The sequence below is a fragment of the Enterobacter cloacae complex sp. HYC033_NIDB genome, from assembly GCF_056673335.1.
Map to the genome: position 1 here is coordinate 2,260,566 of NZ_CP115123.1, position 14,810 is coordinate 2,275,375.

At 59.7% G+C, this 14,810-nt stretch carries 13 protein-coding genes; 9 read left to right on the plus strand and 4 right to left on the minus strand.

Translation table 11 applies throughout. The annotated features are described in order from the left end of the window. Positions 1-22: 22 nt before the first annotated feature. The gene (locus O1721_RS10835) at positions 23-1,306 is read right to left on the minus strand and encodes a putative acyl-CoA thioester hydrolase (protein ID WP_032647755.1); all 1,284 of its coding nucleotides are present in this window, start codon (positions 1,304-1,306) and stop codon (positions 23-25) included. A 223-nt stretch (positions 1,307-1,529) separates the two neighbouring features. Between O1721_RS10835 and hutI the strand changes: the two genes are divergently transcribed. From hutI to hutH, 5 genes are all read left to right on the plus strand, one after another. Beyond that, positions 1,530-2,753, plus strand: coding sequence for an imidazolonepropionase (gene hutI, locus O1721_RS10840; RefSeq protein WP_015571093.1), 1,224 nt, complete (start codon positions 1,530-1,532; stop codon positions 2,751-2,753). After that, entirely contained in the window at positions 2,750-3,688 is a 939-nt protein-coding gene (gene hutG / locus O1721_RS10845) for a formimidoylglutamase (protein WP_032647757.1), read from the plus strand. Before hutI ends, hutG begins: the two co-directional genes overlap by 4 nt. A 19-nt stretch (positions 3,689-3,707) precedes the next feature. Next, positions 3,708-4,442 (plus strand): histidine utilization repressor, encoded by a 735-nt coding sequence (locus O1721_RS10850; RefSeq protein WP_017384945.1) that lies wholly within the window; start codon positions 3,708-3,710, stop codon positions 4,440-4,442. A 127-nt stretch (positions 4,443-4,569) separates the two neighbouring features. Then, a complete protein-coding gene (hutU, locus tag O1721_RS10855; protein ID WP_003858533.1) occupies positions 4,570-6,258 on the plus strand; it encodes a urocanate hydratase in 1,689 nt (562 codons plus the stop codon). Then, positions 6,255-7,775, plus strand: coding sequence for a histidine ammonia-lyase (gene hutH, locus O1721_RS10860; RefSeq protein ID WP_032647759.1), 1,521 nt, complete (start codon positions 6,255-6,257; stop codon positions 7,773-7,775). The genes hutU and hutH overlap by 4 nt, the downstream gene beginning before the upstream one ends. A gap of 103 nt (positions 7,776-7,878) precedes the next feature. Here the strand turns inward: hutH and O1721_RS10865 are convergent, their stop codons facing one another. Then, positions 7,879-8,355, minus strand: coding sequence for a kinase inhibitor (locus tag O1721_RS10865; protein ID WP_003858531.1), 477 nt, complete (start codon positions 8,353-8,355; stop codon positions 7,879-7,881). A 47-nt stretch (positions 8,356-8,402) separates the two neighbouring features. Further along, a complete protein-coding gene (gene bioA, locus O1721_RS10870; RefSeq protein WP_032647761.1) occupies positions 8,403-9,692 on the minus strand; it encodes an adenosylmethionine--8-amino-7-oxononanoate transaminase in 1,290 nt (429 codons plus the stop codon). 86 nt (positions 9,693-9,778) lie between these two features. On the opposite strand from bioA, the gene bioB reads away from it, so the two are divergent. From bioB to bioD, 4 genes are read left to right on the plus strand one after another with little or no spacing between them, the layout of a single operon-like run. Next, the gene (gene bioB, locus O1721_RS10875; RefSeq protein ID WP_479953842.1) at positions 9,779-10,819 is read left to right on the plus strand and encodes a biotin synthase BioB; all 1,041 of its coding nucleotides are present in this window, start codon (positions 9,779-9,781) and stop codon (positions 10,817-10,819) included. Beyond that, complete coding sequence (bioF, locus tag O1721_RS10880; RefSeq protein ID WP_032647763.1) at positions 10,816-11,973, plus strand: 8-amino-7-oxononanoate synthase; 1,158 nt, start codon at positions 10,816-10,818, stop codon at positions 11,971-11,973. The genes bioB and bioF overlap by 4 nt, the downstream gene beginning before the upstream one ends. Next, positions 11,957-12,712, plus strand: a complete 756-nt coding sequence (bioC, locus tag O1721_RS10885; RefSeq protein ID WP_017694114.1) for a malonyl-ACP O-methyltransferase BioC — start codon at positions 11,957-11,959, stop codon at positions 12,710-12,712. Before bioF ends, bioC begins: the two co-directional genes overlap by 17 nt. Continuing rightward, positions 12,705-13,406, plus strand: a complete 702-nt coding sequence (gene bioD, locus O1721_RS10890; RefSeq protein WP_072258129.1) for a dethiobiotin synthase — start codon at positions 12,705-12,707, stop codon at positions 13,404-13,406. The genes bioC and bioD overlap by 8 nt, the downstream gene beginning before the upstream one ends. Here the strand turns inward: bioD and O1721_RS10895 are convergent. Next, positions 13,369-14,091: an ABC transporter ATP-binding protein gene (locus tag O1721_RS10895; RefSeq protein WP_017384938.1), complete on the minus strand. Its 723-nt coding sequence runs from the start codon at positions 14,089-14,091 to the stop codon at positions 13,369-13,371. The two genes, bioD and O1721_RS10895, sit on opposite strands and share 38 nt — an antisense overlap. Positions 14,092-14,810 lie beyond the last annotated feature (719 nt).

Consider the following 14,810-nt stretch of genomic DNA (forward strand, 5'->3'; position numbering starts at 1 on the left):
CCGCCACCCGGCAGCAGGCATTTTACTGCTTCGGCTCAGCAACCACTTTGCTACCCAGACCGCGGTTGTTATATTCCCACATGCGGTTAAAGTTAGCGTCATTCAGGTTACGCTGCACGTTGTCTTTCTCATCCACCGTGCCGGTGTTGCCGGAGAAAGGACGTTTCGAGATCGCCGCATCCGCCCACGGTTTTGCCATGTTAAAGCCTTCGTTAATCACGCTGTCGCGGATCACGACCTGGCCGTTAGTGGCGGAGTCCACGTCCAGAGAGCGACCAAGCTGCGCCACGCCATCGCCAGCAGCAGTAAAGCGGCTATTCAAGGCCAGGAAGCCATAGAACAGGTTAGACTGCGTGGCCGGGGCAAAGACGTAACCTTCCTGCTGCGTACGTGAATTCACCACGCGGAAGTCGGTGTTATCAAATACCACCGCGCCGCGGCCAGAGACCATATCCACGTCGCCTTCAATGTAGCTGTTGGTGACCAGAGTACGCGTCAGACGGTTGTTCTGAAGGGTATTCTGCACGCCGCTGTTGGTCACGAAGAAGGTGTTCTGGCGGCCCAGGATATTGACGTTGTTAATCTGTACCTTGTCGCCATCGCTGCGCAGCGCCACGGCCTGGTGATTACCCGCGTCAACGCTGTCGCCCAGGGTGTTCTGAATGGTCAGGTTCTGCAATTGCAGGCCATTGTTCTGTGACCAGAATACCGCCGAACACATCACGCCAATGGTGGCGGTACGCTTGCGCTGGCAGTTATCAAACATATACCACGCCGGTTTACCTGGCATGTATTTACCGGCCGGGTTCACCAGATGGCGCCAGGTGGTGCTGTCGATCTCTGAATCAATCGCCAGGCCAATTTTTACGTCGACCGCTTTTTCGCCCAAGCCGTAAAGCGTAATGCTTCCCGGTGCCGCCGGAACATAAACGGTTCCTTCGTATTCACCCGGCAGGATGGCAATGTACTGACGAGATGCGCTGTGTTTGGTAATTGCGGCATCAACGGCTGCCTGAATAGAGGTGTGTGTAACGCCCTCTGCCCCGGCCGGGCCTACAACGAAGTCTGGCTGTTTCGGCAGGTTAATAGAAGAAGGCGTCCACGGGGCTGCATTGGGATCCATCGCCGAGAAATAGTGCGCACGGGTGAAGTTCTTCGCTTCAGCCGCTGACAGGATCGGACGGGAAGCGGTGCCCGGAGCAACCTGCTCAGAAGGTTGCTGATCCGGTGGTGTTGAACTGCAAGCGGATAAAGTCACGCCAAAGGCGAGTGCCAACGCCAGACGGGAAATCCTGGAAATATTCAAGGTAATGCTCCTGGGTATGCAAGTCTTATCTGGATAGACGAAATAGCCTGCTTTTTTATACTAAGTTGAGCGAAACGGGAAGATAAAAACCGGAAAAGTTGCATTTTTGCCCGCAGGCGACGGGAAAGTCATCACAAATAAATAACATTTTCCCCCAATGCGGTTGACAGCAGGCGGCAGATGAAAATAAATGTCTATACAACCCATGACAAGTGGAAGGCACATGCAGCAGCTTCATCCCGATGATGTGATATGGCGAAATGCGCGACTGGCAACCCTGGCGACAGGTGAGGCGGAGCCCTACGGCCTGAGAGAACAACATGCCCTCGTTGTGCGCGGCCAGACGATTCTGGCCATTATTCCTGAATCCGAGATCCCCTCCGGGCATCGTCAGTGTGTCGATCTCGACGGGCGTCTGGTTACCCCCGGCCTGATCGATTGCCACACCCATCTGGTGTTCGGCGGCGATCGCGCAGCGGAATGGGAGCAACGGCTTAACGGCGTGTCATATCAGACCATTAGCGCGCAGGGCGGCGGAATTAACGCCACGGTCACGGCCACCCGCAACAGTTCGCCGGAAACGCTCCTGACGGTGGCGCAGCAGCGACTCCAGCGGCTGATGAATGAAGGCGTAACGACCGTTGAAATCAAATCGGGATACGGACTGAATGCCGAAGCCGAAGAGAAAATGCTGCTGGTTGCCCGCCAGCTCAGCCTGAATAATCTGGTCGATATCAGCCCGACGCTGCTGGCCGCGCACGCCGTTCCTGCCGAGTACCGACAGGATCCGGATGCCTATCTGGCGCTGGTCTGTGAGCAGATCATGCCCACGCTGTGGCAAAAAGAGTTATTTGAAGCGGTGGACGTGTTTTGTGAAAACGTCGGCTTTACCCCGGCGCAAACCGAGCGCCTGTTCCGGGCCGCCGCCGCGCTCGGGATCCCGGTAAAAGGGCATGTAGAACAACTGTCGAATCTCGGCGGCGCGGCGCTGGTCAGCCAGTATAAAGGGCTGTCGGCCGATCATATTGAGTATCTCGATGATGCAGGTATTCAGGCGATGGCGCAAAGCGGCACGGTGGCGGTATTGCTCCCCGGCGCGTTCTATTTTCTTCAGGAGCGCCAGCGTCCACCGGTGGCGCAGCTGAGAGAGCAGGGCGTGCCGATGGCGGTGGCTACCGACTACAATCCGGGCACCAGCCCGTTTGCCAGCCTGCATCTGGCAATGAACATGGCCTGCGTCCAGTTTGGCCTCACGCCGGAAGAGGCCTGGGCTGGCGTGACGCGGCATGCGGCGCAGGCGCTAGGACGTGGTGCGACGCACGGGCAGTTAAAGCCAGGTTATGTGGCTGATTTCGTCGTCTGGGAGGCGAATCATCCGGTTGAGATGGTTTACGAGCCGGGGCGGAATCCTATGTATCAACGCGTGTTTCGGGGGCAGGTAGCATGAAACTGTGGCATCCCGTTTCTCCGCAGGTCTGGCAGGGTCGTGACGACAGCGCCGAGTCCAGCACCGCGAAACGTCTCTTCCAGACCATACAGCAGCGCGAACACTTTTCTCCCGCGCCGTCAGGCATCGCCCTGCTGGGCTTTGAATGTGATGAAGGGGTTAAGCGTAACCAGGGCAGGCCCGGTGCTGCACAGGCGCCCGATGTGTTGCGTGGCGCGCTGGCGAATATGGCGAGCCATCAGGGTCATGCGCGCCTCGTGGATATGGGCGCTATTTATGTTGAAGGCCGCGCGCTGGAGGCGGCACAGCAGGCGCTGAGCGAGGCCATAACCGCGTGCCAGCAATCCGGGATGCGTACTCTGGTTTTCGGCGGTGGACATGAAACCGCCTGGGCGCACGGGCGCGGCGTGCTGGACGCCTTTCCGAACGATCGCCTTGCGGTGATCAACCTGGATGCGCACCTCGATTTACGCAAGGCCGAACGGGCAACGTCCGGCACGCCGTTCCGCCAGCTGGCGCACTACTGCGCGTCTCAGTCGCGGGTGTTTCACTACGCCTGCCTGGGGGTAAGCCGTGCGGCGAATACTCAGGCGCTGTGGGAGGAAGCTGAGCGGTTGAACGTGACGCTGGTTGAAGATCTCGATTTTCGCCGGGATGCGCTATCCGCGCTGGATAGCGTGCTTGCGCAGGCAGACCGGGTTTATCTCACCGTTGACCTTGATGTGTTGCCTGCCGCAGAAATGCCCGCCGTGTCCGCCCCTGCGGCGTTGGGGATCCCGGCGCTGGATCTGTTCCCGGTGATTGAGCGTATCTGCCGAAGCGGTAAACTACAGGCGGCGGATCTGGTGGAATTTAATCCGCACTACGATCGGGACGGTCAGGGCGCTAAGCTCGCCGCCCGACTGGCCTGGCAAATTGCTCACTGGTGGGCATAACAACATTCAAGGAGTCATGATGTTTTCACGCTCGCCCCTGCCGCAGCCGAGCCCTCCCGCGCCTTTTTACGAAAAGGTGAAGCAGGCGATCAGCGAAAAAATCGCCGCCGGCGTCTGGCGCCCGCACGACCGCATTCCGTCCGAGGCCGAGCTGGTGGCGCAGTTTGGCTTTAGCCGAATGACCATCAACCGCGCACTGCGTGAACTGACCGATGAAGGGTTGCTGGTGCGTTTGCAGGGTGTCGGAACCTTTGTCGCCGAGCCAAAAGGACAGTCGGCGCTGTTTGAAATCCGCAGCATTGCCGATGAAATTGCCGCCCGCAACCATCAGCACCACTGCGAGGTGCTGGTGCTTGAAGAGACGCAGGCCAGCGCCGAACAGGCCATCGAGCTGAACGTTACCGAGGGCACCCGGATTTTCCATTCGGTGATGGTGCATTATGAGAACGACATTCCGGTCCAGATTGAAGATCGCTGCGTCAACGCGGAGCGGATACCGGATTACCTGAGCCAGGATTACACCCAAACCACACCGCATGCGTATCTCTCGCTCGTCGCCCCGCTGACGGAAGGGGAGCATATCGTGGAAGCCGTGCGCGCCACGCCGCAGGAGTGCGAGCTGTTGCGTATTAAAGAGCACGATCCCTGTCTGCTGATCCGCCGTCGTACCTGGTCGTCCTCGCAAATTGTGTCGCATGCGAAGCTGCTATTCCCGGGGAATCGCTACCGGTTGCAGGGCCACTTTATGTCATAAGTTTTATAAGCGTGATCGCTAACGCAATATAGCAAAATTGTATCTTTTTTGTTAAATCCGACCTTGTGTGTGCTTGTCTATACAAGTATATCTAAATGCATCACCTGTCCCTTATGAGGAACACACAATGTCGTCAGATAAATACCGCAAGCAGGATGTCCGCGCCGCGCGCGGCACCACGCTCACCGCAAAAAGCTGGCTCACCGAAGCACCGCTGCGCATGTTGATGAACAACCTTGATCCTGAGGTAGCAGAAAATCCCCACGAGCTGGTGGTCTACGGCGGCATTGGCCGCGCCGCGCGCAACTGGGCGTGCTATGACGCGATTGTTGAGTCTTTGACGAATCTCGAAAACGACGAAACGCTGCTGGTGCAATCCGGCAAACCGGTTGGCGTATTCAAAACCCATAAAAATGCGCCCCGCGTGCTGATTGCCAACTCCAACCTGGTGCCGCACTGGGCGACGTGGGAACACTTCAACGAGCTGGACGCAAAAGGGCTGGCCATGTACGGCCAGATGACCGCGGGTAGCTGGATCTACATCGGCAGCCAGGGGATTGTGCAGGGCACGTATGAAACCTTCGTGGAAGCGGGCCGTCAGCACTATAACGGATCACTGAAAGGCCGCTGGGTGCTCACCGCCGGACTGGGCGGCATGGGCGGCGCGCAGCCGCTGGCCGCGACGCTGGCGGGCGCGTGCTCCCTGAACATTGAGTGCCAGCAGAGCCGCATCGATTTCCGTCTGCGTACCCGCTATGTCGATGAGCAGGCCGACAACCTCGATGACGCGCTGGCGCGCATCAAAAAGTACACCGCTGAAGGCAAAGCCGTGTCGGTTGCCCTGTGCGGCAACGCGGCGGATATTCTGCCGGAACTGGTGGCGCGCGGCGTGCGTCCGGATCTGGTCACCGACCAGACCAGCGCTCACGATCCGCTTCACGGCTACCTGCCAAAAGGCTGGACGTGGGAAGACTACCAGCAAAAAGCGGAAACCGATCCTGAGGGCACGGTACTGGCGGCTAAACGCGCCATGGCGGAACACGTCTCCGCGATGCTGGCCTTCAGTAAGATGGGTATTCCGACCTTTGATTACGGGAATAACATCCGCCAGATGGCGAAAGAGATGGGGGTGAATAACGCCTTTGACTTCCCCGGCTTCGTGCCCGCCTATATTCGTCCGCTGTTCTGCCGCGGCATCGGGCCGTTCCGCTGGGTTGCCCTGTCCGGCGACCCGGAGGATATCTACAAAACTGACGCCAGAGTGAAAGAGATTGTCGCCGACGACGAACACCTGCATCGCTGGCTGGATATGGCGCGCGAACGCATTAACTTCCAGGGCCTGCCGGCGCGTATCTGCTGGGTCGGGCTGGAGTGGCGGCAAAAACTCGGCCTCGCCTTTAACGAAATGGTGCGCAGCGGCGAAGTCTCCGCGCCGATCGTCATTGGCCGCGACCACCTGGACTCCGGCTCTGTCGCCAGTCCGAACCGTGAAACCGAAGCCATGCGCGACGGCTCGGATGCGGTCTCCGACTGGCCGCTGCTGAATGCCCTGCTGAACACCGCCAGCGGCGCGACCTGGGTATCGCTGCACCACGGCGGCGGCGTCGGGATGGGCTTCTCCCAGCACTCCGGGATGGTCATCGTCTGTGACGGAACTGATGAAGCGGCCGCGCGTATCGCTCGCGTGCTGCACAACGACCCGGCAACCGGCGTGATGCGTCACGCGGATGCGGGTTACGAGATTGCCATTGATTGTGCCAAAGAGCAGGGCCTGAACCTGCCGATGATCCCCGCCACACAAGGAAAGCCTGCATGAACGCGTTAACACTTACTCCCGGCTCGCTGACGCTCAAACAGCTGCGTCACGTCTGGCGTCATCCGGTGACACTCTCCCTTGATGAAAGCGCCCACCGTGCCATTAACGACAGCGTGGCCTGCGTGGAGGCGATTGTGGCGGAGGGGCGCACCGCCTACGGCATCAATACCGGGTTTGGCCTGCTGGCGCAGACCCGCATCGCCACGCACGATCTGGAGAATTTACAGCGTTCGCTGGTGCTGTCGCACGCGGCGGGGGTTGGCCAGCCGCTGGACGATGAGATCGTCCGCCTGATGATGGTGTTGAAAATCAACAGCCTGGCGCGTGGGTTTTCCGGCATTCGTCTGAGCGTGATCCAGGCGCTGATGGCGCTGGTCAATGCGGAAGTTTATCCGTGGATCCCGGCGAAGGGCTCCGTCGGCGCCTCCGGCGATCTGGCGCCGCTGGCGCATATGTCGCTGCTCCTGCTGGGTGAAGGCCAGGCGCGCTGGCAAGGGGAGTGGCTGCCTGCGAAAGAGGCGCTGAAAAAAGCTGGCTTAACGCCGATCACCCTCGCGGCAAAAGAGGGGCTGGCGCTGCTCAACGGCACGCAGGCGTCGACCGCTTTCGCGCTGCGCGGTCTGTTTGAAGCGGAAGATCTGTTCGCCTCGGCGGTGGTGTGCGGTGCACTGACCACTGAGGCGGTGCTCGGCTCGCGTCGTCCGTTCGATGCCCGCATCCACGAGGTGCGCGGCCAGCGCGGGCAGATTGATGCCGCTGCCATGTACCGCCACGTACTTACCGATACCAGCGACATTGCCGATTCGCATCACAACTGTGAGAAGGTGCAGGATCCGTATTCCCTGCGCTGCCAGCCGCAGGTGATGGGCGCCTGCCTGACGCAGCTGCGCCAGGCGGCAGAAGTGCTGCTGGTGGAGGCCAATGCGGTGTCCGATAACCCACTGGTATTTGCTCAGGAAAACGAGGTGGTTTCTGGCGGTAACTTCCACGCCGAGCCGGTGGCGATGGCCGCAGATAATATCGCCCTGGCGATTGCCGAAATCGGGGCGTTGTCTGAGCGTCGAATCGCGCTGATGATGGATAAGCACATGTCCCAGTTGCCACCGTTCCTGGTGCGTAACGGCGGCGTAAACTCGGGCTTTATGATCGCCCAGGTCACCGCCGCGGCACTGGCAAGCGAGAACAAAGCCCTGTCGCATCCGCACAGCGTGGACAGCCTGCCAACCTCAGCCAACCAGGAAGATCACGTTTCGATGGCCCCGGCTGCCGGGCGTCGCCTCTGGGAGATGGCCTCTAACACCCGCGGCGTGCTGGCGGTGGAGTGGCTGGCGGCGTGTCAGGGTATTGATTTGCGCGAAGGGCTAAAATCCAGCCCGCTGCTGGAGCAGGCGCGCCAGGCACTGCGCGAGCACGTTACGCACTACGATGACGACCGCTTCTTTGCGCCGGATATTGATAAGGCTATGCAACTTCTGGAGGAAGGACGGCTGGTGGGGCTGTTACCTTCGGTGCTGTGATTTTTACCCTCACCCTAACCCTCTCCCACAGGGAGAGGGAATTGTTAGGTTTTCTCCCTCTCCCTGTGGGAGAGGGCCGGGGTGAGGGCATCAGCCCGCACGATTACGAATACATCGCCGTAATCGACGCGCTACCCAGCGAATGGAAATGCACGTTAAAGCCTACCATCGCGCCGCTCGCCCCTTCGTCGACCTCAATCTTGTCCACATCCAGCGCGTGCACGGTGAAGATATAGCGGTGCGTTTCCCCTTTTGGCGGCGCCGCGCCGCCGTAGCCCGCTTTGCCAAAGTCAGTGCGCGTCTGAATCGCACCGTCAGGCAGAGCAACCAGATCGGAACCGGAGCCCTGCGGCAGCACGCGCGTGTCGGCGGGCAGGTTTGCCACGATCCAGTGCCACCAGCCCGACCCGGTTGGCGCATCCGGATCGTAGCAGGTCACGACAAAACTTTTGGTTCCCGCTGGCACATCGTCCCACGCCAGATGGGGAGAGATATTATCCCCCTGATAACCCATCCCGTTAAACACGTGACGTTCCGGCAGCTTTTCGCCGTCGCGCAAATCTTTACTGATGATTTTCATCCGATTTCCCTCGTTACTCACTCATTCAGAAAGTGTAACGCATGGGGTTAAATCGTGAAATGCGCTGAAATGTTAACGGCTTTAACCACTGCCCCGGTCAGCTTGCGGAGCTGATCCGCAGAAATGCTGTACGGCGGCATGAGGTAAATCAGCTTACCGAAAGGTCGCACCCACACGCCCTGGTCAACGAAGAAGCGCTGCAACGCGGCCATGTTCACCGGATGCGTTGTCTCGATTACCCCGATGGCGCCCAGTACGCGGACGTCCGCGACGTATTCCGCCTCCGCCGCCGCGCTTAACTGCTGCTTCAGCTGCGCCTCAATCGCCGCCACCTGCGTCTGCCATGCGCCGCTTTCCAGAATGGCGAGGCTTTCGCTTGCCACGGCGCAGGCCAGCGGGTTGCCCATAAACGTCGGGCCGTGCATAAAGCAGCCCGCGTCGCCGTCGCTGATGGTATCGGCAACCTGGCGGGTGGTAAGCGTGGCGGAGAGCGTCATGGTGCCGCCGGTGAGCGCTTTCCCCAGGCACAGAATATCCGGCGCGATCCCCGCATGCTCGCAGGCGAACAATTTCCCGGTGCGGCCAAAGCCGGTGGCGATCTCATCGGCAATCAACAGGATCCCTTCGCGGTCGCACATCTTCCGAATGCGCTTCAGCCACTCGGGATGGTACATCCGCATTCCGCCCGCGCCCTGCACAATCGGTTCGAGAATAACGGCGGCAATCTCGTGGCGATGGGCCGCCATCAGCCGCGCGAAGCCCACCATGTCCATCTCGTCCCATTCGCCGTCGAAGCGGCTCTGCGGGGCTGGCGCAAACAGGTTTTCCGGCAGATAGCCTTTCCACAGGCTGTGCATGGAGTTGTCCGGATCACATACCGACATCGCGCCGAAAGTGTCGCCGTGATAGCCGTTGCGGAAGGTAAGGAACCGCTGGCGCGTTTCGCCCTTCGCATGCCAGTACTGCAACGCCATTTTCATCGCCACTTCCACGGCCACCGAGCCGGAGTCGGCCAGGAAAACGCACTCCAGCGATTCAGGCGTCATCGCTACCAGGCGACGGCATAAATCCACCGCGGGCTGATGCGTGATCCCGCCAAACATCACGTGTGACATCTGGTCAATCTGCGCTTTCATCGCCGCGTTCAGTCGCGGGTGGTTGTAGCCATGGATCGCTGCCCACCAGGAGGACATCCCGTCAACAAGCCGCTCGCCGCTGGCGAGATGCAGCTCGCAGCCGTGGGCAGAGGCCACCGGATAGACGGGAAGGGGGCGGGTCGTGGAGGTATAAGGGTGCCAGATATGCTGCTTGTCGAAGGCGAGATCGTCCTGGGTCATAATCGACTTGTAAACCATTTTGAAAAGTTTTAGGTTTACAAGTATAAACCGAACCGACAATTAACAAAACCCTTTGGAGAAGCCCGATGGCTCACCACGCACGCTGGACGATGTCGCAAGTCACTGAATTATTCAACAAACCTTTCCTGGAGCTAATGTTTGAGGCGCAACAGGTGCACCGCCAGCACTTCGATCCGCGTCATGTTCAGGTCAGCACGCTGCTGTCGATCAAAACCGGGGCTTGCCCGGAAGACTGCAAATATTGCCCGCAAAGTGCGCGCTATAAAACCGGTCTCGAATCCGAGCGCCTGACGGAAGTCGAGCAGGTGCTCGACTCCGCGCGCAAGGCCAAAAACGCTGGCTCGACCCGCTTCTGCATGGGCGCGGCGTGGAAAAATCCGCATGACCGCGACATGCCCTATCTGGAGCAGATGGTGAAGGGGGTGAAGGAGATGGGGCTTGAAGCCTGCATGACCCTCGGCACGCTGAACGAGGAGCAGGCGCAGCGTCTCTCGGCGGCGGGGCTGGATTACTACAACCACAACCTCGATACTTCGCCGGAGTTCTACGGCAACATCATCACCACGCGCACCTATCAGGAGCGTCTGGACACGCTGGATAAAGTGCGTGATGCGGGGATCAAGGTCTGTTCCGGCGGGATCGTGGGACTGGGCGAGACGGTAAAAGATCGTGCCGGCCTGCTGTTACAGCTGGCAAACCTGCCGACCCCGCCGGAAAGCGTGCCCATCAACATGCTGGTGAAGGTAAAAGGGACGCCGCTGGCGGATAACGAGGACGTGGATGCCTTCGATTTCATCCGCACCATCGCGGTGGCGCGCATCATGATGCCGACCTCTTACGTTCGCCTCTCTGCCGGTCGCGAGCAGATGAGCGAGCAGACCCAGGCGATGTGCTTCATGGCCGGGGCCAACTCCATCTTCTACGGCTGCAAACTGCTGACCACGCCAAACCCGGAAGAGGACAAAGATGTCCAGCTGTTCCGCAAGCTGGGGCTGAACCCACACCAGACCGAGGTACAGGCGGGGGATAACGAGCAACAGCAGCAGCTGGAGCAGCAGATTTTTAACGCCGACACCGACCAGTTCTACAACGCGGCAGCCGTATGACCTGGCAGGCACGTATCAGGACCGCGCTCGACGAGCGGCGGGCGGCGGATGCGTTTCGGGTGCGCAGGGTAGTGGAAAACGGTGCAGGCCGTTTTCTCTCCCGGGAAGGAGAGCGGTTCTGTAATTTCTCCAGCAACGATTATCTGGGCCTGAGCCAGCACCCGCAGATCGTTCGCGCCTGGCAGCAGGGCGCGGATCGTTACGGCGTGGGCAGCGGTGGCTCCGGGCACGTCAGCGGCTACACCACGGCGCATCAGGCGCTGGAGGAAGAGCTGGCCGGCTGGCTGGGCTACCCGCGGGCGCTGCTGTTTATCTCCGGTTTTGCCGCGAATCAGGCGGTGATTACCGCCCTGATGGGCAAAGACGACCGCATCATCGCGGACCGCCTGAGCCACGCGTCCCTGCTTGAAGCGGCCAGTCTCAGCCCGGCGCAGCTGCGGCGTTTTGCCCATAACGATGCCTCTCAGCTGAACGTCCTGCTGGGTAAACCCTGTTCAGGGCTTCAGCTGGCGGTGACGGAAGGGGTATTCAGCATGGACGGCGACAGCGCGCCGCTTGCCACTTTGCATGACGTCGCAAAACAGCAGAACGCCTGGCTGCTGGTCGACGATGCCCACGGCATTGGCGTCACCGGCGAGGAGGGGCGCGGAAGCGCGCACCAGCAACGCGTCAGGCCGGAACTGCTGGTGGTCACCTTCGGCAAAGGCTTCGGCGTCAGCGGCGCCGCGGTGTTGTGCAGCGAGCCGGTGGCCGATTACCTGGTGCAGTTCGCCCGGCACCTGATCTACAGCACCAGCATGCCCCCGGCGCAGGCCGTGGCGCTCTCTGCGTCGCTTGCGGTGATCCGCGGCGAAGACGGCGCTGAACGCCGGGCGCGCCTGGCCGACCATATTCAGCGTTTTCGCCGGGGGGTAAGCGCACTGCCTTACCGGCTTACCGACTCGCACAGCGCCATTCAGCCCGTGATTGTGGGTGAAAACCATCGGGCGCTGATGCTGGCACAGGCGCTACGAGAACGCGGGCAGTGGGTCACGGCGATCCGCCCACCCACCGTGCCGCCAGGCACCGCGCGCTTGCGTCTGACGCTCACGGCAGCGCACGAGCCGCAGGATATCGATACGCTTCTGGAGGCACTGTATGTCTCCCGTCAATAAACAGGCCGTTGCCGCCGCGTTTGGCCGGGCTGCGCAAAGCTATTCACAGCACGATGAGCTGCAACGCCTGAGCGCCCGCGGGCTGCTGGCCGCGCTCGGTGAGGGGCGTTTTGCGCAGGTGCTCGACGCTGGCTGCGGGCCTGGCGGCAATAGCCGCTACTGGCGCGCAACGGGTAGCCACGTCACGGCGCTGGATTTATCCGCGCAGATGCTGGATGAGGCCCGCCAGCAGCAGTCAGCAGACCGTTATCTGGTGGCCGATATCGAGGCCATCCCGCTGGAGGATGCGCTGTTTGACCTTGTCTGGAGCCATCTGGCGGTGCAGTGGTGCGCCAGCCTGCCGCAGGCCCTACGCGAGCTGTACCGCGTGGCGCGGCCCGGCGGAGCGGTGGCCTTTACCACCCTGCTGGAAAGTTCGTTGCCAGAGTTGAATCAGGCGTGGAGGGCAGTGGATGCGCAGCCGCACGCCAACCGGTTTCTCTCGCACGTACAGGTCACTCAGGCGCTGGCAGGCTGGCGCTATCGCAGCGTGGTCCAGACCGTCACCCTCGAATTTAGCGATGCGTTAAGCGCCATGCGATCGCTTAAGGGCATAGGCGCGACGCACCTGCACGCCGGACGGGAGAAGAAACCCCTTACCCGTGGCCAACTCCAGCGTCTCGAGCTGGCCTGGCCGCAGGAGCGGGGCCGGTTCCCGCTCTCTTATCATCTTTTTCATGGGATTATTGAACGTGACTGAACGTTATTTTGTTACCGGCACGGACACTGAAGTCGGTAAAACGGTTGCCAGCGCCGCGCTGTTGCAGGCGGCGCGTCTGCTGGGGAAAACAACGGCCGGGTATAAGCCCGTAGCCTCCGGCAGCGAGATGACGCCGGAAGGCTTACGTAATACCGATGCGCTGGCGCTACAGCGTAACAGCAGCCTTGCGCTGGCCTATTCTGCGGTGAACCCCTATACCTTTGCTGAACCCACCTCGCCGCACATCGTCAGCGCCGATGAAGATCGTCCGATTGATTTTTCGGTGCTCTCTTCCGGGTTACGCGACCTGGAAACACTGGCCGACTGGGTGCTGGTGGAGGGGGCTGGCGGCTGGTTTACCCCGCTGTCCGACGAGCAGACATTTGCTGACTGGGTGCAGGCCGAGCAGCTTCCGGTCATTCTGGTGGTTGGCGTGAAGCTTGGCTGTATCAATCACGCCATGCTGACCGCCCAGGCCGTGCAGCAGGCCGGGTTGCGTCTGGCAGGGTGGATTGCCAATGACGTGGTAGCGCCGGGTAAACGTCATGCTGAGTATCTGGCGACGCTGAAGCGGGTGCTGCCTGCGCCGTTTCTCGGCGAGATCCCGTGGCTTGCCGACGGCGCAGAGCAGGCGGAAACCGGACGCTATCTCGACCTCAGCGCCTTATGTCCCGCGCCATCCAGTGCGCAATAAGGTCGTCATCCAGCTCGTTAACGTGGCCCTGTGCCACGTTACGTCCGCGATAGAGCATGCAGAAACGATCCGCTACCCGGCGGATAAACGACAGCTGTTGCTCCGCTAACAGCACCGTCATTCCCAGCTCCCGATTCAACCGCACCAGCAACTGCCCCAGCCTGCGCGCGAAACCGTGCCCTGCGCCATGCATGGGCTCATCCAGAATCAACACGCGCGGACGATTAACCAGCGCACTGGCGAGGGCCAGCTGATACTGGTCGTCAGGGGACAGCGCAGAGGCACGGCTCTGTCGCAGCGGATAGAGCTCCGGAAACAGGGCATACACGTCACTTTTTGATGCCGGATCGGGTTTCCCCGTCGCCCGCATAGCGATATGCAGATTTTCATCGACGGTCAGCTGGGAAAATATTCGCCGATCCTGCGGGACGTAGCCTATCGTCGGCGGCGCCGGGAATGCGGACGCAGGGCTGAGCAAGTTATGCGGCGGCGCGCCAGCCTCATGCCAGATGATGGTGCCGCTCTCGACGGGCACCTTTCCGGTAATGCAGTTCATAAGCGTGGATTTGCCCATGCCAGGCAGGCCAACAATGCCCGTACAGATGCCTTGCGGGAAATCGATATTCACGTTCCATAGCGTATGTTGGCTTCCGTAAAACTGATTTACAGCACGCAGACTCAACATCTTTCTCTCCTTAAAAATGTGTGGGGTGATGCACAGAGTGATGTCTGCAAAACGCCTGCCAGGAACTTCATAATGATTAAAAAAAGGCCATTTTTAGGAATAACTCACTATCAAAAGCTGAACGTTTATACGAATTGCACACTCCCGGTGCTGCGTATGTCGAATTGTGGTGCAGGAGAAATGACAGAATTGTGATTAAGATCTCGCCAGTCGCTTATGAAAAAATGAACGTTTTCCAGGCAAAAAAGAGTGATAAAAATTTTTTACTGCCGCTTCGTGGGAAAAACCGGGAATTTGCTGGAGTGCATGCTGTACGGGCTGGAGGCAGTTATCCACTATTCCTGTGGATAACCTTGTGCATTAGAGTTAGAAAACCCGCGATAAGCGAGAGAATACGCGGGTTACAACCAAATTGATGCGAAACGCGGCTTAATAAATTAGTCTTTATTTTTTAACGAATTAGATAAAAGCAATTCCCTCAACGCCAGCGAGACCTGTTGCCATAAAACTTTCATAACCGCCCTTGACAAATGTTAAAAAAGTAATAGTTCTGGGGATAACCCCCTGAGGCTGGTGTTTTATTTTGTCACAGTCGAAATTTGGCTCGCGAACGCACTAATCCTCTCTGCGCTACGCTAAATATCCTGACACGCTACTGGTTTTTCATCCAGTGTTTTTTACTGGCAATCCTGGCCACAACGAGTAAAATTACTCACCTG